General features: G+C 46.3%; 22 protein-coding genes and 2 pseudogenes. 19 read left to right on the forward strand and 5 right to left on the reverse strand.

All coding sequences use genetic code 11. The annotated features are described in order from the left end of the window. The 7 genes from FNY66_RS15535 to FNY66_RS11460 form a co-directional block, all read left to right on the forward strand. The coding region (locus tag FNY66_RS15535) for a hypothetical protein (RefSeq protein ID WP_190324835.1) at positions 1–275 on the forward strand (275 nt) is incomplete at its 5' end. 173 nt (positions 276–448) lie between these two features. Further along, complete coding sequence (locus FNY66_RS11435) at positions 449–1,300, forward strand: class II fructose-bisphosphate aldolase (RefSeq protein ID WP_087152412.1); 852 nt, start codon at positions 449–451, stop codon at positions 1,298–1,300. Positions 1,301–1,329: 29 nt separating this feature from the next. Beyond that, on the forward strand, positions 1,330–2,379 hold the full coding sequence (locus FNY66_RS11440; protein ID WP_150311223.1) for a LacI family DNA-binding transcriptional regulator: 1,050 nt from the start codon (positions 1,330–1,332) through the stop codon (positions 2,377–2,379). A gap of 21 nt (positions 2,380–2,400) precedes the next feature. Beyond that, positions 2,401–3,921 (forward strand): xylulokinase, encoded by a 1,521-nt coding sequence (gene xylB, locus FNY66_RS11445; protein WP_150311224.1) that lies wholly within the window; start codon positions 2,401–2,403, stop codon positions 3,919–3,921. A gap of 2 nt (positions 3,922–3,923) precedes the next feature. Continuing rightward, positions 3,924–4,973 carry a galactitol-1-phosphate 5-dehydrogenase gene (locus FNY66_RS11450; RefSeq protein WP_087152409.1) on the forward strand — a complete coding sequence of 350 codons (1,050 nt, stop codon included), beginning with the start codon at positions 3,924–3,926 and terminating at the stop codon, positions 4,971–4,973. Between the two features lie 12 nt (positions 4,974–4,985). Further along, a complete protein-coding gene (gene pfkB / locus FNY66_RS11455) occupies positions 4,986–5,915 on the forward strand; it encodes a 1-phosphofructokinase (protein ID WP_150311225.1) in 930 nt (309 codons plus the stop codon). A gap of 39 nt (positions 5,916–5,954) precedes the next feature. Beyond that, positions 5,955–6,971 carry an aldo/keto reductase gene (locus tag FNY66_RS11460; RefSeq protein ID WP_150311226.1) on the forward strand — a complete coding sequence of 339 codons (1,017 nt, stop codon included), beginning with the start codon at positions 5,955–5,957 and terminating at the stop codon, positions 6,969–6,971. An 83-nt stretch (positions 6,972–7,054) separates the two neighbouring features. Here FNY66_RS11460 and FNY66_RS11465 read toward each other — a convergent pair whose 3' ends face one another. Genes FNY66_RS11465 through FNY66_RS11475 form a run of 3 tightly spaced genes read right to left on the reverse strand, consistent with a single transcriptional unit; the run spans position 7,055 to position 9,168 of the window. Continuing rightward, the gene (locus FNY66_RS11465) at positions 7,055–7,999 is read right to left on the reverse strand and encodes an ROK family protein (RefSeq protein ID WP_150311227.1); all 945 of its coding nucleotides are present in this window, start codon (positions 7,997–7,999) and stop codon (positions 7,055–7,057) included. Continuing rightward, complete coding sequence (locus FNY66_RS11470; protein WP_150311228.1) at positions 7,992–8,708, reverse strand: N-acetylmannosamine-6-phosphate 2-epimerase; 717 nt, start codon at positions 8,706–8,708, stop codon at positions 7,992–7,994. Before FNY66_RS11470 ends, FNY66_RS11465 begins: the two co-directional genes overlap by 8 nt. Positions 8,709–8,712: 4 nt before the next feature. After that, positions 8,713–9,168: a YhcH/YjgK/YiaL family protein gene (locus FNY66_RS11475; protein ID WP_150311229.1), complete on the reverse strand. Its 456-nt coding sequence runs from the start codon at positions 9,166–9,168 to the stop codon at positions 8,713–8,715. Positions 9,169–9,354: 186 nt separating this feature from the next. Here FNY66_RS11475 and FNY66_RS11480 point away from each other — a divergent pair, with 186 nt between their 5' ends. From FNY66_RS11480 to FNY66_RS11505, 7 genes and pseudogenes are all read left to right on the forward strand, one after another. Further along, on the forward strand, positions 9,355–10,230 hold the full coding sequence (locus FNY66_RS11480; protein ID WP_150311230.1) for an AraC family transcriptional regulator: 876 nt from the start codon (positions 9,355–9,357) through the stop codon (positions 10,228–10,230). Positions 10,231–10,577: 347 nt separating this feature from the next. Further along, positions 10,578–10,931 (forward strand): annotated as a pseudogene (locus tag FNY66_RS11485) (carbohydrate ABC transporter permease); the annotation flags it as partial. A gap of 28 nt (positions 10,932–10,959) precedes the next feature. After that, positions 10,960–12,072 (forward strand): Gfo/Idh/MocA family oxidoreductase, encoded by a 1,113-nt coding sequence (locus FNY66_RS11490; protein WP_229409511.1) that lies wholly within the window; start codon positions 10,960–10,962, stop codon positions 12,070–12,072. 36 nt (positions 12,073–12,108) lie between these two features. After that, positions 12,109–13,032: a dihydrodipicolinate synthase family protein gene (locus FNY66_RS11495; protein WP_150311232.1), complete on the forward strand. Its 924-nt coding sequence runs from the start codon at positions 12,109–12,111 to the stop codon at positions 13,030–13,032. A gap of 46 nt (positions 13,033–13,078) precedes the next feature. Further along, positions 13,079–13,171: pseudogene (locus FNY66_RS16235) on the forward strand (glucosamine-6-phosphate deaminase); the annotation flags it as partial. A 301-nt stretch (positions 13,172–13,472) separates the two neighbouring features. Beyond that, a complete protein-coding gene (locus tag FNY66_RS11500; RefSeq protein WP_087152406.1) occupies positions 13,473–13,700 on the forward strand; it encodes a hypothetical protein in 228 nt (75 codons plus the stop codon). Positions 13,701–13,832: 132 nt separating this feature from the next. After that, a complete protein-coding gene (locus tag FNY66_RS11505; protein WP_150311233.1) occupies positions 13,833–15,014 on the forward strand; it encodes an ABC transporter substrate-binding protein in 1,182 nt (393 codons plus the stop codon). 67 nt (positions 15,015–15,081) lie between these two features. Here FNY66_RS11505 and FNY66_RS11510 read toward each other — a convergent pair whose 3' ends face one another. Further along, entirely contained in the window at positions 15,082–15,603 is a 522-nt protein-coding gene (locus tag FNY66_RS11510) for a biotin transporter BioY (RefSeq protein ID WP_229409510.1), read from the reverse strand. Positions 15,604–15,866: 263 nt separating this feature from the next. Between FNY66_RS11510 and FNY66_RS11515 the strand changes: the two genes are divergently transcribed. The 5 genes from FNY66_RS11515 (at position 15,867) to FNY66_RS11535 (ending at position 21,805) form a co-directional block, all read left to right on the forward strand. Then, positions 15,867–16,703, forward strand: a complete 837-nt coding sequence (locus FNY66_RS11515; protein ID WP_150311235.1) for a DUF5685 family protein — start codon at positions 15,867–15,869, stop codon at positions 16,701–16,703. Next, complete coding sequence (locus FNY66_RS11520) at positions 16,700–17,386, forward strand: DnaJ domain-containing protein (protein WP_150311236.1); 687 nt, start codon at positions 16,700–16,702, stop codon at positions 17,384–17,386. Before FNY66_RS11515 ends, FNY66_RS11520 begins: the two co-directional genes overlap by 4 nt. After that, the gene (locus FNY66_RS11525) at positions 17,377–17,907 is read left to right on the forward strand and encodes a hypothetical protein (RefSeq protein ID WP_150311237.1); all 531 of its coding nucleotides are present in this window, start codon (positions 17,377–17,379) and stop codon (positions 17,905–17,907) included. Before FNY66_RS11520 ends, FNY66_RS11525 begins: the two co-directional genes overlap by 10 nt. Before the next feature lie 39 nt (positions 17,908–17,946). Next, complete coding sequence (locus tag FNY66_RS11530) at positions 17,947–19,008, forward strand: AraC family transcriptional regulator (protein ID WP_150311238.1); 1,062 nt, start codon at positions 17,947–17,949, stop codon at positions 19,006–19,008. Between the two features lie 181 nt (positions 19,009–19,189). Beyond that, on the forward strand, positions 19,190–21,805 hold the full coding sequence (locus tag FNY66_RS11535; protein WP_150311239.1) for a glycosyl hydrolase family 2 protein: 2,616 nt from the start codon (positions 19,190–19,192) through the stop codon (positions 21,803–21,805). A 50-nt stretch (positions 21,806–21,855) separates the two neighbouring features. Here FNY66_RS11535 and FNY66_RS11540 read toward each other — a convergent pair whose 3' ends face one another. Further along, a complete protein-coding gene (locus FNY66_RS11540) occupies positions 21,856–23,193 on the reverse strand; it encodes an MATE family efflux transporter (protein ID WP_150311240.1) in 1,338 nt (445 codons plus the stop codon). Positions 23,194–23,287: the final 94 nt, after the last annotated feature.

Here is a 23,287-nt window from a genome sequence, read left to right on the forward strand (position 1 = left end):
AGTCGGTTCATGTATTCGGCCCCGAAGAGGACGAAGTATGGTATGACTATACAATGCCGGACGGGGAGCATATCAGAAGACCTATGAGCCGGGAGAGAGAGTTCCCGGATGGCAAGACAGGCATGTCAGACCGTATAGCGTATTATGATTATGAAATAGGTATAGAGTCTTTGAAGATAGTCACTTTTACCTTGAATAAGGACGGCACTGTTACGGGGGCGGTCTATATTCCAAAGGAGTTTCAAGTGAATCAGACGGAGAATACGATGAAGTGATATATGCAATATGCTGCAGAGACATCAGGACAGCCATAAGAATGACGGCAGAACTGATGTCTCTCTTTCTATGAAAAATTATAAATTATCTTGACTTCATACAACTTATGTATTAATATAAATACATAAGCAAAACCGAAACGTTTCGGTTTAAAAAAGAAGGAGGAAATATTATGCCATTAGTTACTTCGGAAAAAATGCTCTTAGATGCTCAGAAAGGCGGTTATGCGGTAGGCGCATTCAACGTCGAAAACATGGAGATGGTCAAGGCAGTACTCGCAGCTGCTGAAGAGCTGAAGGCTCCGGTCATGCTTCAGACGACACCTGGTACAATTAAATATGGAACAGTTGAGACATACGCCGCAATCGTAAAAGCAGAGGCGGAGAAAGTATCCGTTCCTGTGTGCCTGCATCTGGATCACGGCAATAGTTTTGAGCTTGCTGTGCAGGCAATGAAGGCGGGGTACACATCTGTTATGATCGATGGTTCACATGAGGATTTTGAAAATAATATCGCAATCACAAAGAAAGTTGTGGATGTGGCAAAGGCAATCGGTATCCCGGTTGAGGCAGAACTTGGAAAAGTCGGCGGAAAGGAAGACGATCTTGAGGCTGATGCAGATACCAATACAGATCCGATGGAAGCAAAAGAATTCGCAGAGCGTACAGGTATCTCTTCACTTGCAGTTGCGATCGGTACGGCTCACGGGTTCTATGTAGGTACACCGGTGCTTGACAAACCGAGAGTAAGCGCGATTAAAGAAGTTGTATCCGTACCGCTGGTGCTTCATGGAGCATCGGGACTCAGTGAAGAGGATGTCAGGGAATGCGTAGAGCGCGGTATGTGCAAGGTCAATTTTGCAACTGAGCTTAGAGCTGCATATACGGCCGCTGTCAAGAAACTTCTCGAAGAGAAGCCCGAGACATACGATCCGAAGAAGCTGGGCAATGTAGGAATGGCGGCAGTAAAAGAACAGGTTAAGATCCGCATGAAGATGTGCGGCTGTGACGGCAAGGCAGAATAGGCATCTGATTGAGTAAAGGCGGTGGTAAAATGGGAGCTACGATGAAGGATATCGCGAAGCGCACCGGTCTTGGACTTGCCACTATTTCGTCTTACCTGAACGGCGGAAACGTCCGTGAGAAGAACCGGATTAAGATCGAAGAAGCTATCAGGGAACTGCATTTCGAAGTAAATGAAGTCGCGCGGGGACTAAAGACGAATCGGACGAAGACTATAGGAATTGTAATTCCCGAACTGAACAATATTTTCTTTGCGGAGATTATCACTGAGGCAGAGGATATTCTGAGAAGCCACGGATATGCCACAATGATCTGCGACTGCAGATCGGACACGGAGCGTGAAAAAGAAGCGGTAGATTTTCTGTATCACAGGCGTGTCGACGGACTTATAGTTATGCCTACGGGAACATCAGATCCCGGATTTCAGAAATTTATCAGGGCAGGAAAGCCTATTGTGATGATTGACCGGAAAATGAAAGACGTCTGCTGCGACTGTATACTGGTAGATAATGAAGGCGCGGCGGAAGATGCAGTGAACAGGCTTGTGCGCGCCGGACACAGGAAGATCGGCATGATTGCGGGACCGGAGGACGTCTATACGGCGCGGGAGAGACAGCGCGGATATGAGAAAGCACTCCGCGAAAACAACGCTGTATACGAAGAGGGGCTAATGGCCCGTGGTAATTATACGATTGCCGGAGGCGCGAAAGCAATGCGCCAGCTGTGGGAGAACAATCCGGATATGACTGCCGTGTTTATCTCAAATTATGAGATGACGGTAGGAGCGATGATGGAGATTAATGACCTGGGAATCCGGGTTCCCGATGAATTGTCGGTAATCGGATTTGATAACGTTGACTTCGCGAAAGCATCCGTTCCCCGGTTGAGCATTGTCACACAGCCTACAGCACAGATCGCGCAGGAAGCGGCGGATACTTTGATTGAAAAACTGCAGGAAAGAGACAGCGCCGTAAACCAGAAGGAAGATGGGCAGGACAGAGAAAAAACGACGGTAACGGTTACATTAAAAACCGGTTTTGTCGAGGGCTGCTCAGTCAAAGCATCGGAGAAAGTTTCCTGATAGATTATAAAGGAGAAAGATATGGGCGAATATTTGTTGGGAATTGATATCGGAACAAGCGCCTGCAAGATTGCCGTATTTACAAGAAACGGACAGGCAGCGGCGTCCGGCAGCGGAGATTATCCGGTATATTATCCCCATCCGGGATGGGCAGAGCAGAATCCGGATGAATGGTGGGATGCTGTGTGCAGAACCATACCGGAGGTGTTGAAAAAAGGCGGAATCGATCCTGCCGAGATCAAAGGTGTAGGGATTGACGGACAGAGCTGGTCTGCCATTGCGGTTGACCGCGATGGAAATGTCCTGACCAACACCCCGATCTGGATGGATACAAGAGCAGTAGATATCTGTGATGAATATAATGAAAAGATCGGGAAAGAGAAGATTTTCGAATTGTGCGGAAATCCGCTGCAACCGTCATATACGACTCCGAAGATCATCTGGTATCAGAGAAATCTTCCTGAAGTATATAAAAAGACATATAAGATCCTGCAGTCTAACAGCTTTATCGCATACAGGCTGACAGGCGTGCTGAGTCAGGATCTGTCCCAGGGGTATGGCCTCCACTGTTTTGATATGAGAAGAGGCAGATGGGATGAGGAGATGTGTGAAGCTTTCGGCTTTTCCCCTGATATCCTTCCGGAAATCCATGCATGTCATGATATTATCGGAACCGTGACTGAAGATGCGGCGGCACAGTGTGGACTGGCGCCGGGAACACCAGTGGCGGCAGGCGGCCTGGACGCGGCCTGCGGTACACTTGGAGCCGGAGTCATCCACAGCGGAGAGACGCAGGAGCAGGGCGGACAGGCCGGAGGAATGAGCATCTGTACGGATACATATCAGGCGGATGAGAGGCTGATTCTTGGATATCATGTCATCCCGGGTCACTGGCTCCTCCAGGGGGGCACGACCGGAGGCGGCGGAGTAATGCGCTGGCTGGAGAAAGAATTCGGTGCTTATGAGAGAGAAGAGGGAAAGAGACAGGGAAAAAGTTCTCTTGATCTTTTTAATGAGGAGGCAGCAGGCGTTGATCCGGGAAGTGACGGGCTGATCTTTCTTCCTTATATGTCCGGTGAGAGGACTCCGATCTGGGATCCGGATGCCAAAGGAGTGTATTATGGTATTGATTTCAGCAAGACGAAAGGGCACTTTATACGGGCGGCTATGGAAGGTACAGCCTACGCCCTGAAGCATAATCTTGATGTTGCGGAAGAGGCGGGTGCCAGAGTTACAGTAATGCGCGCCATGGGCGGATCAGCAAACTCACTGCTCTGGACACAGATCAAATCCGATATTACAGGAAAACCGATCATTGTTCCCTCATCGGATACGGCGACCACGCTGGGAGCCGTGATTCTTGCCGGCGTGGGGATCGGAATGTACGCTGATTTTGAAGAGGCAGTGAAACTGACGGTGCATGACCGCAGATCCCATGAACCGGATGAACAGAAGTGGTCGGTATACGACAAGAATTACAAGACATATATAGAACTTTATCAACAGTTAAAAGGTATCATGAAACAAAGAGGAGGCAGATAAACATGAAAGCAGCTGTTGTATGTGCAAATGAAGATGTGCGTTATATGGATTATGAAGAACCGGTGCCAGGTCCGGGAGAGGTTAAAGTCAGAGTGATGGCTTCCGGTATCTGTGGTTCTGATATCCCCCGTGTGCTCAACCACGGCGTGCATTTCTATCCGATCGTACTGGGCCATGAGTTTTCAGGCTATGTGACTGAAGTGGGTGAGGGCGTGACGAAAGTGAAAGCGGGCGACCATGTGACATGCGCTCCGCTGAAACCCTGTATGAAATGCGATGACTGCCAGAACGGTAATTTCTCCTTGTGTAAACACTACAGCTTCATCGGATCAAGAGAACAGGGGAGCAACGCGGACTATGTGGTAATACCGGAGCAGAACGCCATCGTATTTGATCCGTCTATCCCGTATGAGGAGGCGGCGATGTTCGAGCCGGCAACAGTAGCGATCCACGGCCTGTACCAGAATGATTATCAGGGCGGCCAGTATGTGGCAATCCTGGGCGGGGGAACAGTCGGTATGTTCACGATGCAGTGGGCGAAGATATTCGGCTCTAAGAAAGTGGTCGTATTCGATATCAGTGAGGCAAGACTGGAGCTGGCAAAACGTCTCGGAGCAGACGAGGTGATCAATACAACAGAAGAAGACTTTATGGAGAAAGCGATGGCGGTCACAGGCGGAAAGGGATACGGATATGTATTCGAGACAGCCGGGCAGGTGCCTACGATGCAGATGGCATTTAAGCTTGCGGCAAATAAAGCACATGTCTGCTTTATCGGAACTCCTCACGAAACGCTGTCCTTTACACAGGATCTCTGGGAACAGATGAACCGCAAGGAGTTTAAACTGACCGGTTCATGGATGTCCTACAGCGCTCCGTTCCCGGGCAAAGAGTGGGATCTGACCGCTCACTATCTTGCAACAGGGCAGCTCAAGGTCGATCCGGAATTTATCTATAAGAAGATGCCGATGAGCCAGGCGCAGGAGGCGTTCCAGATGTTTAAGACGCCCGGACTTGTCAAAGGAAAACTGATGCTGGTCAATGAGGATTAGGAGGCTTTTGATATGATACTGACAGTGACACTGAATGCCGCGATCGACAAACGGTACGTGGTGGACGGATTTCAGGTCGGAGAGGTGAACCGTGTCAAAGAATGTGCCTATACGCCGGGCGGAAAAGGACTCAACGTCTCTAAACCGGCATCCATCGCCGGAGCAGATGTGACGGCCACCGGATTTGTCGGGGGACATGCAGGTAATTATATTGTAGATTCGCTGAAACCATTCGGGATCAAAAGTGAATTTTATCACATGGAAGCTGAGAGCCGTTCATGCATCAACATTTGGGATGAAGTGAATCACGTGCAGACAGAGTTCCTTGAGCCGGGATTTACTGTTTCGGAAGAAGATTTTCAGAAATTTGAAGACAAGTTTTCAGAGCTGGTAAAGAAGGCGGATGTTGTCGCCATGTCCGGAAGCGTGCCGAAAGGACTGGACGGCACTGCATATCAGCGGCTTGTAAAGATTTGCAAAGAAGCCGGAAAACCGGTCATCCTGGATACAAGCGGAAAGCTTCTGGAGATGGGGATCCAGGCGTGTCCGACGATGATCAAGCCGAATATTGACGAGATCCGGATGCTTACCGGAAAGTCCTGTGACCATATGGAAGATATGATCGAAGCGGCAAAGGAGATCCATAAGAAGGGCGTAGATATCGTTGCAGTTTCTCTTGGAGGCGACGGTTCGTTTGTAGTTTGTGATGAGGGAATCTTCCGGGCAGAAGTGCCGAAGATCGATGCAGTCAATACTGTGGGCTGCGGGGATTCCATGATCGCGGGCTATGCCCTGGGAATCAGCGAGGGGCTTTCTGTCAAAGAGACGCTCCGGAAAGCAAGCGCTATTTCGGCGGCAGCTGCCCTGAGAGAAGAGACCGGATTCTTTGTACAGGAAGATATGGAACGGATTCTTCCTCAGATAAAGATCACGGAACTGTGATGCAGCAGATGAAAATAAAGATATTATAAGGAGGAAAAGATGGGAGAATTTATTGATCCGGCTATCGTGCCGAAAATGAAAGTTAACACCGGAGAAGAGATCCCGGGGATCGGAATGGGAACATTTGGCTCTGACCGCGTCAGCCCGGAAGAAGTATCAAATGCAGTAGCGGGAGCAATCCGCTGCGGATACAGGATGTTTGACTGCGCTGCATGCTATGGGAATGAAGACCAGATCGGAAAGGTATTTAAAGATGCTTTCGATGAAGGCGTCGTAGAGAGGAAAGAGCTGTATATCATGACAAAAGTCTGGAATGATATGCACAGGAAAGTGGAGGAGTCCTGCAGGAAGAGCATTGCGGATCTGCAGTGTGACTATATCGATATGTTTTTCATCCACTGGCCGTTTCCGAACTATCATGCACCGGGGTGCGATGTTGACTCCAGAAATCCGGATTCAAAACCGTTCAGTGTGGAAGAGTTCATGGATACATACAGACAGTGCGAGAGTCTGGTGGAGAAAGGTCTGATCCGTCATATCGGTATTTCCAATATGACGATTCCGAAACTGGAGGCCGTACTTCCGCTTATGAAGATCAAGCCGGTCGCATGTGAGATCGAGCTTCATCCATGTATGCAGCAGAAAGAACTTTTCGATTACCTTGTGGCACATGATATTCAGGTAGTCGGCTATATGCCGCTCGGATCGCCGCAGAGACCGGAGAGGGATATCATGCCCGAGGATGTAGCAGATATGGAACTGCCGGAGATGAAAGAGATCGCGGCGGCACATAACTGCCATCCGGCGCTGATCTGCCTGAAATGGTCTCATCAGTTAGGCGCAATCCCGATTCCGTTCTCTGTTCGTGAGAAAAACTATGTGAGCAACTTAAAGTCTATGACGGAAGATCCGCTGACAGACGAGGAGATGGCAAAGATCGCCACACTCGAGAGAAACAACCGCCTTGTAAAAGGTCATGTGTTCCTCTGGCCGGGGGCAAAAGACTGGCATGATCTCTGGGATGAGGATGGGAAGATAGTAACAGTGGAAGAATAATTTAATCATACGGACATATAAAATCCCGGGATGGAAATTACGGAAAGTATCCATCCCGGGATTTTATGAGACTTCAGGAATAATCAGAACAGATTCTTAAGGTATGCTACTGCCCCGAGCAGTCCTGCGTTATTGCCCAGTTGTGCAGATTTTATAATGAGATCTTTGCAGAAACCAGGCATAGTATAAGAAAGAATTTGTTCCCGAAGCGGCTCAATAAACAGCTCCTCTTGCTGACTAACACCCCCGCCGATTAGTACGAGCTGTGGATTAAAGATGTGAATTAGCCCGACAAGTCCGAGAGTTATTGAAGTAATCCATTCCGAAACAACGGAACGCAAAGCTGTATCACCCTGACTAACCCGGTTAAATATGAGTTGACCGTCTATATGATCAGCAGAAATGTCTGGAACAAGCTCATCGGCCCGATCGCGTACCATGTTGACAAGAGCTGTTGTAGAAGCATATTTTTCATAACACCCTCTGTTTCCGCAGGAACAAAGTTCTCCATCCGCCCTGATAGGAAAGTGTCCTAGTTCTCCGGCAATTCCCCGGACACCTGTGAGCAGTCTCCCTTCTGTAAGTATTCCTCCGCCAATTCCAGTCCCGATAGTCACCATGACAACATCCCTGTATCCACGGGCGGCGCCAAGCCAGCATTCACCCATGAGAGCGCAGTCAGCGTCATTTACAACAGATACAGGAAGGTGATAACTATCTTTAAAAATCTGCGCAATAGGCGTTTGGATCCAGTTAGCAATATGGCCGGCTGTTCCAGATACTACACCTTCCTTCGTGTCGATTTGACCGGTCGCCGAGATACCGAATCCAGACAGCTCTGCAAGTGTGATATGCTCCAATGCGAGAAACTGATCTACAGCGTTTTTTACAGTTACAATGATCGGCGTTTGATAGTGATCAAAATCAACGCGTTTTGAGTCGGTCGCAAGAAGTTCTCCTTCGGCTGTTACGTATCCGATTTTTACTGCAGTGCCGCCGATGTCAATGCCGATGTATCTCTTACTCATTTGTATTCCTCTTTTCTATGGCAGAAATGAAACGAGATGCAATTTCAAGAGGGCGTGTGATCGCACCGCCCACAACGACTGCATATGCGCCGGCATCCAGCATCTGAACAGCCTGTTCAGGATAATGTATTTTCCCTTCTGCAATGACCGGGATATCAAGATCTGTGCTTAACCGGCTCACCAATTCCAGATCAGGCCCCTCGTGATGCGGCGAATAGTCCGTGTAACCGCTCAAGGTGGTTCCTACAAGATCAACTCCGCATTTCCATGCATTGATACCTTCTTCATATGTGGAAATGTCGGCCATAAGTATAATGTCAGGATATTTTCTGCGAATATCTGAGAGAAAATCATTAATAGTAGAGCCATCTCCGCGTTTGCGCAAAGTACAGTCCAGTGCGACGATATCGGAATCGGCTTCTACCAGCTGATCTACCTCTTTCATCGTCGGAGTAATGTAGGAATCATACCCGTCATAATTGATCTTGATGATTCCGATAACCGGAAGGCCTGTCTCTTCTTTAATGGCTTTTACATCTCGAACGCTGCTCGTGCGGATGCAGGGGGAACCAGCCTGCTTAGCAGCACGCGCCATGAGATACATGATTGATTTTTCTTCAACATAGAGCGGTTCTGACGGTAAAGCCTGGCATGATACAATAAGTTGCCCCTTGATTTTAGTTAGAATTTCTTCTTTAGACCATTTCATTTTGTTAGACCTCCACTTTGATTTTAAATACAATTTTATTAGCAGGTGCGGGCTGTCCTAACGCTATAGCAACCTTATGTGCATCCGAAGGATAGCAGACCATAAACTGTCCGGAGCTTAAGTAATAACGTCCGTCTTCCTTCCCACTGTAGAAAGCGATGTCTTTCTCCTCAGAATAAGGAGTTACTTCGGTCAGTACAGATGTATCGGCTGTCGCAATTCCTTCAATGCCCGATACGATATAATGAACATCGATATATTTTCTGTGCGCTTCATACATGCATTCTGACTCCGGCCGTGTCGAAAGCGAGACAGGATTGCAAAATAAGATGTCGGGAATAAGTACCGTATTGGCTTCGGGCAGTGCGTCTGGCGGCAGTTCATCCAGAAAACACAGAGCCTGATAGAGAAAAGAATTCCATTTATAGTTATCTTTGTTTTTGAGAGAATCGAAAATCATGTTCAGTCTGCCTCCTTTTCGAATAAAATATATTAGTTGATATCATTATAGGAAATCTACTCTTGCAATAATATAGAAGGAAAAGTTATTAATAGCATAAGAGGCTTAAAAAATAGATTTATTGTCTTGAAAAAAACTGTAGCGGAAGTTATCATAAAAATGATATTGAAAAGGAGGGAACAAAGAATGGTGAAAAATGAGATTGATAATGTGAGATTTAATTTTCTTTATATAGACACATATTCGTTTGGTCCAACCTGGGTATATCCTGAGAGCGTAGTGCCGTATAATATGTTGAGATATATTATTTCGGGAGAAGGCGTGTTTTGTATTGATGATGAGGAAGTGAAAGTGAAGAAGAATGAGATTGCTTACATCCCGCGGGGATGCCGTATGTCATGCCATTCACTTACAGATAATTTTTCATTTTGCAGTATCCGATTTACTACAGCAGTATTCTTTGAGGGAGGGGACTTCCTTGCTGACTATTATGGGATACCGCGTGTGATGGAAAATACAGGAGAGGATAGATACTTTGAACTGATTTATAAGTGGGTAAAGAGCGAGAGTCCGGCGAGAATGTTTTTTGTCCGCGGGTATCTGGAAGTTTTGATTGCAGAGCTGATCTTCCGTGCAAGTAAAAATCGAAAACCAGAGATATCAGGCGGCGGTCTGAGAAATGATGAGGAAATTACTATAGAGAAACTGCGCCAGAGAATAAAAAAGTCAGATAGTCGGGCTGATGGGCGAATTCAGGTTGTAATGGATTATGTATCCCTTCATCCTACGGAAAAGTATACGCCAGCCAGAATGGCAGAGATAGCCGGATTGAGCAAACAGAGGTTTACGCATCTGTTTAAAGAACAGACTGGAAAATCTCCGATGGTATACATAAAAGAACTTCGACTCACTATTGCGGCAAGGCGGCTTTTGGTAAGCAGTGAAAATGTCAGCGATATTGCATATGAGGTCGGCTATGAAGATCCCAATTATTTTATACGTGAATTTAAGGCGGCGTTTGGATACACGCCGAATCAATATAGAAAGGCTGCCAGAGAATAATTTGATTACTTTGATGTCTGCTTTCGAATGTGGAAGGCAGACATTTTTCATGTGCGAAAGGCATATGTGTTTGTACAAATAACATCATAAAATAAGTGCATTGTGCTATTATTAGGTTTGCTCGACATGGAATTGCACAAAAAACAAACGTATAATCTTAATAGAACAAGCAAAATGACGAGAGAAGTGTTATAAGCCGGCTGCACTTCATAACTGGTCAGACAAAGTTTCTCCGCGGTGCGGAGATTTTATGAAAAGGAGGAAAGTAAGAATTATGAAGAGAAAATTAGCCATGTTACTAGCGGGAGTGATGCTGGTTGGAAGTATTTTGTCGGGATGCGGCGGTAGGTTTTTTTAAAACAGTGCCAGTCGGAATTGAGGAGGCGGCACGTGTGGATGGAGCAAATAAAGTACAGGTTTTTGTAAGAATCGTATTGCCTCTTGTCCTTCCAGGAATCGTGGCAACAGCAATTTATACGTTTATTAATGCTTGGAATGAATTTTTATATGCATTAATCTTAATAAATAGTCAGGATTTAATGACAGTTTCTGTTAAACTACGTTCTCTTCAGGGAGCAGAGATACTGAATTGGGGAGATATGATGGCAGCCTCAACACTTGTTGTTGTTCCGTCGGTTATTTTCTTTATGATAATTCAGAATAAGATAGCAGGCGGAATGTCGGATGGAGCAGTAAAATAGTATAGATAAAAAAATAGTAGAATGGAGAATAAAAATGATTAATTATGGTGTGGTTGGAGTAGGATATTTCGGAGCTGAACTGGCAAGGATCATGAAAAAAGAAAATGATGCAAAAATCGTAAGTGTTTTTGATCCGGAGAATGGGGAAAAAATCGCGCAGGAGTTAGGGTGTGACGCAGAACAATCTTTAGATTCTCTGGTATCAAGAGAGGATATTGATTGTGTGATTGTTGCAACACCTAATTATTTGCACAAAGAACCAGTTATCAAAGCAGCAGAACATGGAAAAAACGTATTCTGTGAAAAGCCGATTGCCCTTTCATATAAGGATTGTGACGAGATGGTACGTGCGTGTGAAGAAAACAATGTGATATTTATGGCAGGACATATAATGAATTTTTTCCATGGAGTACATTATGCAAAAGAGCTTATAAACAAGGGAAAGATTGGCAAAGTATTATATTGTCATTCGGCAAGAAACGGATGGGAAGATGTTCAGCCGTCTATTTCCTGGAAAAAAATCAGGGAGAAATCAGGTGGGCATCTCTATCACCATATTCATGAGCTGGACTGCGTACAGTTTATCATGGGCGGGATGCCTGAAGAAGTAACCATGGAGGCGGGAAATGTAGCACATCAGGGTGAAGCGTTCGGAGATGAAGATGACATGCTATTTATTACGGCTCGCTTCAGCAATGGAAGATATGCAGTGATGGAGTGGGGATCAGCTTTCCACTGGCCAGAACACTATCTGCTGATCCAAGGAACAAAAGGTGCGATTAAACTGGATATGTTTGATGCAGGAGGAACTCTGAAAGTAGATGGAAAAGAGGAACACTTTTTGCTTCATGAGTCAAAAGAAGAAGATGAAAACCGAACGAGTATTTATCACGGTACAGAGATGGATGGGGCAATTCAATATGGTAAACCGGGCAAGACGCCGCCGCTGTGGCTCCAGGGTGTTATGAACAAAGAAATGAAGTATCTTAATGATATTATGCACGGTATGGAACCGGACGATGAATTCAGACCGCTGTTGACAGGAGAAGCGGCAAGAGCAGCAATCGCAACAGCTGATGCTTGTACTAAGTCAAGAGTTGAAAACAGAAAGGTCAAACTGAGTGAAATTGTAGGTGAATAAGTACACTTAGTTGGTTGAAATGAGGAGATATCAGATATGGATAATCTTGAAAAATATAAAGGTGTTATTCCTGCCTTTTACGCCTGCTATGACGAGCAGGGAAATATCAGTCCGGAACGAGTCAGAAAATTGACGGAATATCTGATCGGCAAAGGGGTTAAAGGAGTATATGTTAACGGGTCTTCCGGTGAATGCATTTACCAGAGTGTGGAAGAGCGGAAGACTGTCATTGAAAATGTGATGGAGGTGACGAGGGGCAGGATAACCGTCATAAATCATGTCGCTTGCAATAATACGAAAGACAGTGTTGAACTGGCACGGCATTCAGAGGAAGTTGGGGTTGATGCCATAGCTGCTATTCCGCCGATTTACTTCCATCTTCCAGAGTATTCTATTTCCAAGTATTGGAACGAAATCAGTGCAGCAGCACCTAATACAGACTTTATTATTTATAATATTCCTCAGCTTGCTGGAACGGCTCTTACAATGAACCTGTTTAAAGAAATGCTCAAGAATCCAAGGGTAATTGCCGTAAAAAACTCCTCTATGCCAGTTCAGGATATTCAGATGTTTAAAACCGAAGGCGTGGAGGAAAAAGGCGAATTCGTCGTATTCAACGGACCAGATGAACAGTTTATTTCAGGGCGGATGATCGGAGCCGACGGAGGTATCGGCGGAACTTATGCCGTGATGCCGGAGCTGTTTCTGGCGGCGGATAAGGCGTTCCGCGAAGGCAGATGCAGCGATGCTCTTGTTATCCAGAATAAAATTGATGAAATTATTTATGCTATGTGCGAATGTCGCGGGAACCTTTATGCAGTAATGAAGGAAATCCTGAAAGACAGAGGCGTGGATATCGGAAGTGTAAGAGCTCCTCTCGAACCTGTGTCCAGTGCGGATATGGAGAAGATCAAGAAATGTTCGGTCATGATCAATGAAGCTATAAAGGCCTTTGGATAAGTAAGGCTATGCACAGCAAATTCCTTGACTGTTATATGGAATATTGCTAACTCCGGAAGTTCCGGCGTCTATCCAGCAGCTCCACAGTGATGTTGTGATTGTTGCGGATGAGGCGGCTCTGTCGAAGATTCCGGAGTAGAGATATGAAGGGGATTCTGAAGATTTGCGTGGACAGCGCAGCATCGGCCATAGTTGCCCAGTATGGCGGGGCGGACCGGATTGGACGGTGTCCTCCTCTTTAGCTGGAATACGGAACAGTTACCTTGTTCGGAGAAATAAAAAAATACTTGCAAAAGAGAGAATAATCTGGTATATATAAATATGTATTTATTATACCGACAGAGTCAGAAACAGGCAAATACAGACAGTCCAAAGAGGGATAACATTTTGTTATCTCTCTTTTTTTCGTGACTGCAAACGATGAACGGGAGGTAATCTTTATGAGAAAAACAATGAACATCCGTTTTGATTCCTACGACATGATCGAGAGATTTTCCAGGGACATTGCAAATGTAAAAGGAGAGTTTGATCTGGTTTCAGGAAGAAAAGTAATTGATGCAAAATCATTTCTCGGCATATTCAGCCTGGATCTCTCCAAGCCGCTGGTACTCGATGCAGTAACAGATGAAGTCGAGATATTTGACAAATTCAGTTGCTATCAGATATAAAATAACAGTGCAGCCGTCTCTTTCTGATGGCTGAATCATTGCAAAAATAGAGCGTAATCGGTTTTTCCTCTTGACAAATCCTTCCGGCACGTTTACCATTAAACCGTTAGCATTTATCAAGGAGGAGTTATTATGAAAATGTGGAAAAAAGCTGCGAGCGTTGCCCTTGCGTCAGCTATGGTATTTTCTCTTGCTGCGTGTGGAAGCGGTAACGGCGGAAGCGATGAAGGCAATTCGGATGCAACAACATTTAAGATCGGCAGTATCGGACCGATTACAGGAGATACAGCAATTTACGGTACCGCAGTTCAGAACGGTATCCAGCTGGCAGTTGATGAGATCAATGCAGACGGCGGAATTAACGGGTATCAGATCGAGTATCAGTTTGAAGACGATCAGAATGATTCCGAAAAATCCGTAAATGCATACAACACACTGAAGGACTGGGGTATGCAGATGCTGGTAGGTACAGTTACATCTACACCGTGTACAGCAGTTGTCGAGGAGTCGCATGCAGATAATATGTTCCAGCTCACACCGTCGGCTACGGCTGTAGAAAGTATCCAGTATGACAATGCATTCCGTATGTGTTTCTCTGACCCGAGCCAGGGTACAGTTTCTGCAGATTATATTGCAGACAACGGACTTGCAACAAAAGTAGCAGTTATCTATGACAGCTCTGACACATACTCAACAGGTATCTATCAGAACTTTGCTACGGAGGCAGAAGCAAGAGGTCTTGAAGTTGTAGCGGCAGAGGCATTCACTTCTGACAGCAGCACAGACTTTTCAGTACAGATTCAGAAGGCAAAGGATTCAGGAGCTGAACTTGTGTTCCTTCCGATTTATTATCAGGAGGCTTCTCTGATCCTTGCACAGGCTGACAGAGCAGGATTCGCTCCGGAGTGGTTTGGCGTGGACGGTATGGACGGACTGCTTGACGTAGAAGGATTTGACACAGCTCTCGCAGAGGGACTGATGTTCCTGACACCGTTTACACCGGATGCAGAGGATGAAGCAACTCAGACATTCGTTGCAAACTATGAGGAAGAGTTCGGCGATACACCGATCCAGTTTGCAGCAGACGCATATGATTGTCTGTACGTGATCAAAGCGGCAGCAGAGAAGGCTGATATTACGCCGGATATGAGCATTTCAGATATGTGCGATGCTATGAAAGCTGCTATGACAGAAACTACTATCGATGGTCTTACAGGAAAACAGATCACCTGGGGCGAGGATGGAGAGCCGTCCAAAGAACCTACTGTAGTAGTTGTGGAAGGCGGAGCATATAAAGTCCTTCAGGCTGAATAATAAAGCTTTGACGCAGGAAATAACGCAAAATAAAAATCAGGAAACCGTTTTACCGGCTTCCTGATTTTTATTTATTCAATGATCGACGGACTGCAGCCCGCAGTTTCGGTCCCGTAATCGCTGCTATAATGATTTTGATTGCATCACCCGGAAGATAGGGCAGTACGCCGATTGTCAGAGCTGCAGCGAAGCTCTGTCCTGTCTGCAATGCCAGCCATGTGGTTCCCAAAGCATAACACACTGCCATTCCGATGATCATTCCCGGGACGGCGGCATATTTTTTACCCGGAAAGCGTTCAAGAACGAATCCCTGTATGAGAGCGAGGAGAACAAAACCTGCCAGATAACCGCCGGTCGGACCGGCAAGTTTTGCCAGACCGCCGCTGAAAGAAGAGAAAACCGGGAGTCCTGCAGTTCCAAGTATGAGATACAGGACCACACAGATTGAAGCAGATCTCATTCCCAGTATGTAGACGGCTATAAATATGATAAAATTCGTCAGGGAAATGGGAACAGGGCTTATCGGAATCGGAATGGAGAATGGAGCTGCGATGCAGATGACAGCCGTCATAAGACCAATTACAGCCATATTCTTTGTTCTGCTCATCCGGTCACAGTTAGTGTTAGCATGATCTTTCATAGTTATATACCTTTCTTATACTGAAGTTTATTGTAGTTAGCAGTATATAGAATAAAACAAGAATTGTCAACCTGATATTTGAAATGGTTTACAATTGTAGCGGATATACGCAGATTATTCAGAAAAAAATCATATCACAGCGGCGGGACGCATGGTATAATGCTTAGCAGGGACGATACCAGGATAGAAAGATATGAAGACAGGAGCAGTATATGTTTGGTTATGTTACGATATGCGAGCCGGAACTGAAAGTAAAAGATCTGAAGAAGTACAGAGGGTATTACTGCGGGCTCTGCCGTGTGCTTAAGGAAGAATACGGTTTTATGGGACAGATGACGCTTACTTATGATATGACGTTCGCGATCATTCTTCTGTCGTCATTGTATGAGGATACTGCAGATATGGAAATGCACCGATGCAAAGTCCATCCCGTAAAAAAGCAGCTGATGTTAAGAAACGAGATTACATCCTATGCGGCTGCCATGAATGTGCTGCTGGCCTATTACCATTTGGATGATGACTGGCGGGACGACAGGAAGATCAGCAGTTTTATGGCGAAGAGCGTGATCCATGGAAAAGTAAAGAAAATAATAGAACAGTATCCAAGACAGAGTGAGGCAATCCGGACCTCTATGGCAGAGCTTTCGGCATGCGAAAAGGAAAATAGCATGGATATCGACCGGACGGCGGGATGCTTCGGCAGGCTGATGGAAGAACTGTTTCTCTACCGCAATGATATGTGGGAGAAAAATCTGCGTAAAATGGGATTTTTTCTTGGAAAATTTATCTATCTCATGGATGCGTATGAAGATCTGCCGGAGGATCTGGAAAAAAACAGATATAATCCGCTCAGGAAGATCTGCGGGGAGCCGGGGTATGAAGATCGGATCAGGCAGATTCTCTGTATGATGATCGCGGAGAGCACGGCGGAATTTGAACGTCTTCCATGCCTTGTAGATGTGGACATTTTGCGCAATATATTGTATGATGGGGTGTGGAATCGATATAATAAGATACAGATGAAGAAAAGTGAGGATCAGAAAAAATGAATAAAAATCCATATGAGGTGCTCGGAGTATCTCCGAACGCGTCAGATGAGGAAATAAAAAAAGCTTACCGCGAGCTGACGCGGAAATACCATCCGGATGCCAATGTGGACAATCCTCTGGCAGATCTGGCTGAGGAAAAGTTCAAAGAAGTGCAGGAGGCATATGATACCATCATGCATGAGCGCTCTTCCGGAAATGCCGGGGGTTATTCCTACGGAGGCGGCTCCTCTTCAGGCAGCTCAGGCGGGTACTCCTATGGAGGTTCATCTTACGGAAATTACGACGGTTATCAGAACGCGCAGCAGGATCCGAGACTTCAGGCAGCGGTTAACTATATCAATAACAGACGTTTCCGGGAAGCTCTTAATACGCTGGATCAGGTATCTGAAAGGTCTGCCCTCTGGTATTATCTGAGCGGCTGTGCGAATGCCGGGCTTGGAAATAATATACTGGCGAGAGACCACGCGGCTCAGGCAGTTAATATGGAACCCAATAATATGCAGTACAGACAGCTTTTAAATCAGCTTGATTTCAGCAGCAGGAGATATCAGAACAGTCCCTATGGAAATGGTTACGGCATGGGAGGCAATACATCCTGCGGTACAGGAAATTTCTGTTGTGATCTGTGGCTTGCCGATACGTGCTGCGAATGTATGGGAGGAGATCTTTGTTCATGCATGTAAAGGCGAAGACAGTGGCGCTTGGGGGACTTTTTCTTGCGCTGACCATTGTTTTTATGGCGCTCGGGAGCGTGATCGAGACAAGTACGCTTTTTCTCCTTGCGGCGGCCTCCTTTTTCGTGGGGATCGTGGTCCGTGAGTTCGGACTTGCGGCGGGCGCTGCATTTTATCTGGCGGCAGTACTGCTCGGATTCTTTGTGGCTCCGAATAAATTTTATGTGCTTACATTTGCGGCAATGGGATTTTACATCCTGGGGATTGAAGCGGTGTGGCGCTGGCTCCTCAGGCGGGATGAAATACAAAAACGATATCTTATATTCTGGATTGGAAAATATGTCGTATTTAATATTGTATATATTCCGATCGTGATTCTTTTCCGTGATATGCTTTTTGCACAGGCGGTATCAGACACGCTGCTTGTCATCGTAATTCTTGGCGGACAGATCGGGCTCTTTATTTATGACAGGGCTTATGATTATGTACAGGAGCATATATGGGGAAAGATGAGAGGAAGATTTCTGTGAGACGGAGCGGATCTGTCTGGTGAACCGGATGGAGATATTATGGACAATAAAGAACTGTTTAAACTGACTGAACATGAAAAGAAGATGAAAAACTTCTATCAGACAACCGGAAGAGAGATCCTGACAACACCGCTGAATTTTGAACAGTATGAGCAGCTTATGGATGAACATCCGGAATTTCCGGATGTCAGGGAGTTCTACCGTACCACGACTTCATTCGGATACGGAACAACGCTGGCAAGAGAAGGTGTATTCGCTGATCGGAACGAGGTTGATATGAATATCAATGGGCGATATTCATACCCTCTGCTTCATAATCATACATTTTTTGAAATTATCTATGTATACAGAGGCTCCTGTATCAATTATATCGAAGATACTTTCATTGAGATGAAGCAGGGGGATTTCTGTTTTCTCGCGCCGGATTCCATGCATACCATTGTCTCGGTGAATGATGAGGATATTATTATGAACCTGATCCTCAGCAGGGACAGTTTCGAATGCTTTTTTCTTGAGATGCTCAGAGAAAAGAATCTGATTTCTGATTTTTTCAGGCGTGTGCTTTATGACAGGGCGGCAACGCCGTTCATCCTGTTCCCTACGGGCGGTGATTTCAGAATTGACGGGCTGTGGATGGCGATGTATCAGGAACGTATATCCGGAAAATACGCATATGAGAAATGTATCGCTCTCTATGCCAGGATCCTGTTCCTTTATCTGATCCGAAGTTATGAAATGATGGCGGTGGTTCCGGGATACGCCAGTGCGAAAACAGATCACCATATTGTGGCTATGCTGGGGTATATTGCGGCGAATTACAGTAATGTAACTCTGCGCAGTCTGGCGGAATTCTTTTGTTATAATGAGTCATATGTCAGCAGGATGCTCAAAACACATACAGGGAAAACATTCAATGAAATCGTTAATGATCTGCGCATGGAACATGCGAAGGAAATGCTGGGGAACACGGATAAAACAATCGGCGAAATCAGCCAGGAAGTCGGCTGCTTTGATTCGAGCCATCTGAGCAAAAAGTTCCGGGGAAAATATGGAGTATCACCAAAAGAATACCGAAAAAAATTGAAAGAAGATTTGAATTAATTAAAAATGTACTGTAAAACAGAGGAAATTCTGCTTTGCAGTATTTTTTTTATTATCAAAAAAATACCGTTAATGTTATCAAAAATATACAATATTTTACTTCCATGTATTGTTATACTTTTCCTATCCTAGAAGCAGTGTGTGCAAACGTAAAAGTAAAAGAAGTGTGAGGTGCAATGAAATGAAAAACAGTCAGGTACATATCTTTCCGTTTTTGTGGATGCGTGGTGAGGAAGAAAGCGTTTTACGGACAGAACTGGAGAAGATCAGTGAGTCCAGCATTAATGCGGTATGTCTGGAGGCAAGGCCCCACCCGGATTTTGCAGGGGACGGCTGGTGGCATGATTTTGACATCGTGCTGGACGAGGCAAAGAAGCGTGATATGAAAATCTGGATTCTCGATGATGCTCATTTCCCGACCGGTCAGGCAAATGGTCTGCTCCCTAAAAAATATCCGGAACGCGCAAGGAGATATCTCTATACGCAGTTCGTAGAACTGACAGGACCGGTGCCGTGCGCTCAGGTCAATGTGGATCTGATGACCACAAAGCAGATCACATGGATGGATCTGGGTAAACCGATTGTGAAACCGCTGATCGATGAGAGCCGGATCGTGAGCGTGACAGCATGCCGTCTGGAAAAAGGGGAAGTGTTAAGCGGTGAAGTGGTGGACCTGACGGGAAATATCCGGGACGGCATTCTGACATGGGATATTCCGGCAGGAACATGGCGGATCCACGTCAACTTCGTCACCACAGATTTCGGCGTAAATCCGGAGTATATCAACTATATTGATGAGGATTCCGTAAAGGTGCTGATTGAGAGTGTATACGAGCCGCATTATGAGCGCTATAAAGACGAATTCGGAAAAACGATCCTCGGATTTTTCTCAGACGAACCGGGATTTTATAATACGAACGGTCTGGAAATGAATGATAAGATCGGAACAAAACTTATGCCTCTTCCATGGGGAAAAGAGATGGAAAAAATGTTCGCTGAGGCATGCGGGGATGACTGGAAGGAAAAGATTCCGTATCTCTGGTACGAGGATGCAGATGGTGAATTCAGTGATCTGAGATTTCACTATATGGACTGTGTGAGCAGACTGTATGCGAAGAATTTCAGCGGTCAGCTTGGCAGATGGTGCAGGGAGCACGGCGTAGAATATGTCGGACATGTTGTGGAGGACGGCCGGCAGCATTCCAGACTGGGCAGCGGAGCAGCTCACTATTTCCGTGCCATGCTGGGACAGGATATGGCCGGAATCGATAACATCGGAAACCAGCTGATCCCGGGCAACCCGGACAGTTCGAGACACAACGGTGCGATCCTCTGGGATCCCACGTTCTACCATTTCGGCATCGGAAAGCTGGGAGCCTCTGCGGCAGCTATTGACCCGAAGAAGCAGGGGCGTCTGCTGTGCGAGAACTTTGGGGCATACGGATGGAGCCTGGGGATAAAGAACATGAAATGGATGGTGGACAGCTTTATTGCTCAGGGGGTAAACCGTTTTGTACCCCATGCATTTTCCATGGCAGAGTATCCGGATGACGACTGCCCGCCGCACTACTATGCAAGAGGAAATAACCCGCAGTTTCCGTTCTTCGGGAAGCTTATGGAATATACGGACAGACTGTGTCAGATTTTTGACGGCGGCATGAATGTCCCTCAGGCAGCAGTGCTTTATGAGGCGGAAGCAGACTGGGCGGGTGAGACGATGCCGTTTTACGCGCCGGGCAGAGAACTTCTGGAGCATCAGATCGACTATGAAGTAATTCCGGCGGATGTGTTTGAGGACAGTGAGTATTACGGTACAAAGGTTGAGAACGGCAGTCTTATCGTTAACGGCCGCTGTATGAAAGCGCTCATCATTCCTCAGGCAGATCATATTTCTGAAGAGGCGGTTAAATTTATTACTGCCAATTCGGATCTGAACGTCATTTTTGTAAACAGCAGGCCGAAAGCAGTGACCGGGGGAAAATTCAGCGCCGATGTGCTGGAGAAATATCCGGCAGTTCCGCTCGAAGAACTGGCGGATACACTAAGGAATGCCGGAATATTTGACATACAGACAGAGAATAAATATAAGACTTTGAGTGTATATCACTATAAAAAGGAGAAAGATTTCTACTATTTCTTTAACACCTCTTTGTCGGAAACAATTTCCACAGAGGTAACCCTGAGAGAGAACGGCTGCTTTGGAATGTATGATGCGATGACTGACAGGTGGTACAAAGCAGACCAGAAGGGCAGCAGCTTCCGCCTGGAACTGAAGCCGTATGAGTCTGTGGTTCTGGCAGTTGACCCGGATCACGGGCTTGAAGAGAACCTGAAAGCCAGATCCACCGGGGCTGTTGATATTTCAGGCAGCTGGAAATTCAGGATGTGTCCGGCCGGAAGCAAGGAATGGACAGAGATGGAAGAAATGGACAGCCTGCGTCCGGTATCGGAAAAATACAGAGATTTTTCCGGCGTGATGGAATATACAAAGATGGTAAATGTGAAGAAAGACGGCAGCAGATATATTTTCAGTCCACAGTATGTTTTTGAGTGCATGGAAGTATCCGTAAACGGAGCTGCCGCAGGGACAAAGATCTGCCCGCCCTACGATGTGGATATTACGGATGCGCTGACAGACGGTGAAAATGAGATCAGAGTCAGGGTGGTAAATACACTTCTCAGAGACGCAAATACAAAGCCGGGAATCTTCGGACCGGACAGGGCGGTCATGGAGCCGTCCGGCATGTTCGGAACGATCTGCCTTGTGAAAGAAAGGATGCATGATCCGGCAGAGTAACATTGACGCGCCGAGGATTGTTCTGTGTCTTCTTTTGAATTTCCACTCAATCAGTTCTCTGTACGGAATTCGTTATAGAGCTGGATCCGCAGCAGGAACAGAGCAAGTATCGCGGAGAGGACATCGGATACAGCCTGTGCGGCGATGATTCCCGTATATCCGCCGACACGCACCGCAATCAGGAGTACAGCAAGGAATACTACGCCCTGTCGGCTGATCGACAGAATGAATGATCCTGCAACTTTTCCTGCCGACTGGAAGATAATGGTAATAAGCAGAACAACTCCTACAAAGACCATGGAAATTACCTGCCAGCGGAGCATCAGTGTTCCCTCGCGTACAATGCTTTCATTGTCGATGAATATCCTCATCAGAACGCCGGACAGGATGAATACGGCCGCGGTAAGTATAATCGCGGTAATGCTGATAAAAATCATGCAGAATCTGAGAAGTTCACAGAGTTTTTTGTGGTTCCCGGATCCGAAGTAGTAGCCGAACATCGGCTGGCCGCCGAAGGCGAGACCGGTCAGGACAAGCAGAACGATCATGCTGACTTTCAGAACGATTCCCATTGCTGCAATCCTGTCATTCCCGTAGGAAAGAAGAAACTGATTGACAAGGATTACACTGATACTCTGCATGACGTTTACGATCGCAGCCGGAATCCCGATGCCGAAGATCTGGCCGACGTAGCCCAGAGGTATGCGGATCTTTCCGGGATTCATGGAAAGGCTCCGGCTTTTTGAAGCTACGATCAGGATAAGGAAGATATCTGTAAACAGGTAACCGATCACAGAGGCGACAGCCGCTCCGGCAGCGCCCAGTCCGAGGAGTGTGATCAGGATCGGATCAAGAATGATATTTACCACGGCGCCGCCCACACTTCCGATCATGGATTCTTTCGAGAGGCCTTCCGACCGCAGGTGGTTTGTATGCACATAGGATGCCACAATTGCAGGTGAACCGAGTACAATCCAGAAATAGTAGTCGGATGCATGCCGCAGAGTTTCTGAATTGGCGCCAAGCAGAACAAGGACCTGTGATTTAAAAGCCAGCAGAATGACGGTCACTGCAAGCCCGACGATCCATGCGGCGTAAAAGCAGAAGGAGCTGACCCGGTTTACACCGTCGCTGTCCTGCCGGCCCAGCAGCCGGGAGATCATTGAGCTTCCGCCCTGTCCGAATATATTTCCGAAAGCCATTAGCAGCATGAAGACCGGAGCGCCGAGTGAGACACCGGCTACCAGGTTGGTATCCCCGGTCTGCGCGACAAAGAATGTGTCCGCGAGATTATAGATAAGTGTGACAACAAGACTCAGCACCAGAGGAATGGAGAGTCTGAAATAAGCTGTTGACAGTTTTTCCTTTTCAAATAATTCATTTCCCATTTTTTCAACCTCCTGACCATAGTTTATACGAGCCGGTTGATTTTTTGTGTGACATATGTCACAATAAGAAAAAGACTTTTGGGTGGAAACTGAT

This window comes from Mediterraneibacter catenae, assembly GCF_008691045.1.
GTDB lineage: Bacteria > Bacillota > Clostridia > Lachnospirales > Lachnospiraceae > Mediterraneibacter > Mediterraneibacter ornithocaccae.

Bases quoted from the DNA above. Each gene is read 5' to 3' on its own strand.
- FNY66_RS11435 (WP_087152412.1), top strand. From the start codon at position 449: ATGCCATTAGTTACTTCGGAAAAAATGCTCTTAGATGCTCAGAAAGGC.
- FNY66_RS11440 (WP_150311223.1), top strand. From the start codon at position 1,330: ATGGGAGCTACGATGAAGGATATCGCGAAGCGCACCGGTCTTGGACTT.
- xylB (WP_150311224.1), top strand. From the start codon at position 2,401: ATGGGCGAATATTTGTTGGGAATTGATATCGGAACAAGCGCCTGCAAG.
- FNY66_RS11450 (WP_087152409.1), top strand. From the start codon at position 3,924: ATGAAAGCAGCTGTTGTATGTGCAAATGAAGATGTGCGTTATATGGAT.
- pfkB (WP_150311225.1), top strand. From the start codon at position 4,986: ATGATACTGACAGTGACACTGAATGCCGCGATCGACAAACGGTACGTG.
- FNY66_RS11460 (WP_150311226.1), top strand. From the start codon at position 5,955: ATGGGAGAATTTATTGATCCGGCTATCGTGCCGAAAATGAAAGTTAAC.
- FNY66_RS11465 (WP_150311227.1), bottom strand. From the start codon at position 7,999: ATGAGTAAGAGATACATCGGCATTGACATCGGCGGCACTGCAGTAAAA.
- FNY66_RS11470 (WP_150311228.1), bottom strand. From the start codon at position 8,708: ATGAAATGGTCTAAAGAAGAAATTCTAACTAAAATCAAGGGGCAACTT.
- FNY66_RS11475 (WP_150311229.1), bottom strand. From the start codon at position 9,168: ATGATTTTCGATTCTCTCAAAAACAAAGATAACTATAAATGGAATTCT.
- FNY66_RS11480 (WP_150311230.1), top strand. From the start codon at position 9,355: ATGGTGAAAAATGAGATTGATAATGTGAGATTTAATTTTCTTTATATA.
- FNY66_RS11495 (WP_150311232.1), top strand. From the start codon at position 12,109: ATGGATAATCTTGAAAAATATAAAGGTGTTATTCCTGCCTTTTACGCC.
- FNY66_RS11500 (WP_087152406.1), top strand. From the start codon at position 13,473: ATGAGAAAAACAATGAACATCCGTTTTGATTCCTACGACATGATCGAG.
- FNY66_RS11505 (WP_150311233.1), top strand. From the start codon at position 13,833: ATGAAAATGTGGAAAAAAGCTGCGAGCGTTGCCCTTGCGTCAGCTATG.
- FNY66_RS11510 (WP_229409510.1), bottom strand. From the start codon at position 15,603: ATGGCTGTAATTGGTCTTATGACGGCTGTCATCTGCATCGCAGCTCCA.
- FNY66_RS11515 (WP_150311235.1), top strand. From the start codon at position 15,867: ATGTTTGGTTATGTTACGATATGCGAGCCGGAACTGAAAGTAAAAGAT.
- FNY66_RS11520 (WP_150311236.1), top strand. From the start codon at position 16,700: ATGAATAAAAATCCATATGAGGTGCTCGGAGTATCTCCGAACGCGTCA.
- FNY66_RS11525 (WP_150311237.1), top strand. From the start codon at position 17,377: ATGCATGTAAAGGCGAAGACAGTGGCGCTTGGGGGACTTTTTCTTGCG.
- FNY66_RS11530 (WP_150311238.1), top strand. From the start codon at position 17,947: ATGGACAATAAAGAACTGTTTAAACTGACTGAACATGAAAAGAAGATG.
- FNY66_RS11535 (WP_150311239.1), top strand. From the start codon at position 19,190: ATGAAAAACAGTCAGGTACATATCTTTCCGTTTTTGTGGATGCGTGGT.
- FNY66_RS11540 (WP_150311240.1), bottom strand. From the start codon at position 23,193: ATGGGAAATGAATTATTTGAAAAGGAAAAACTGTCAACAGCTTATTTC.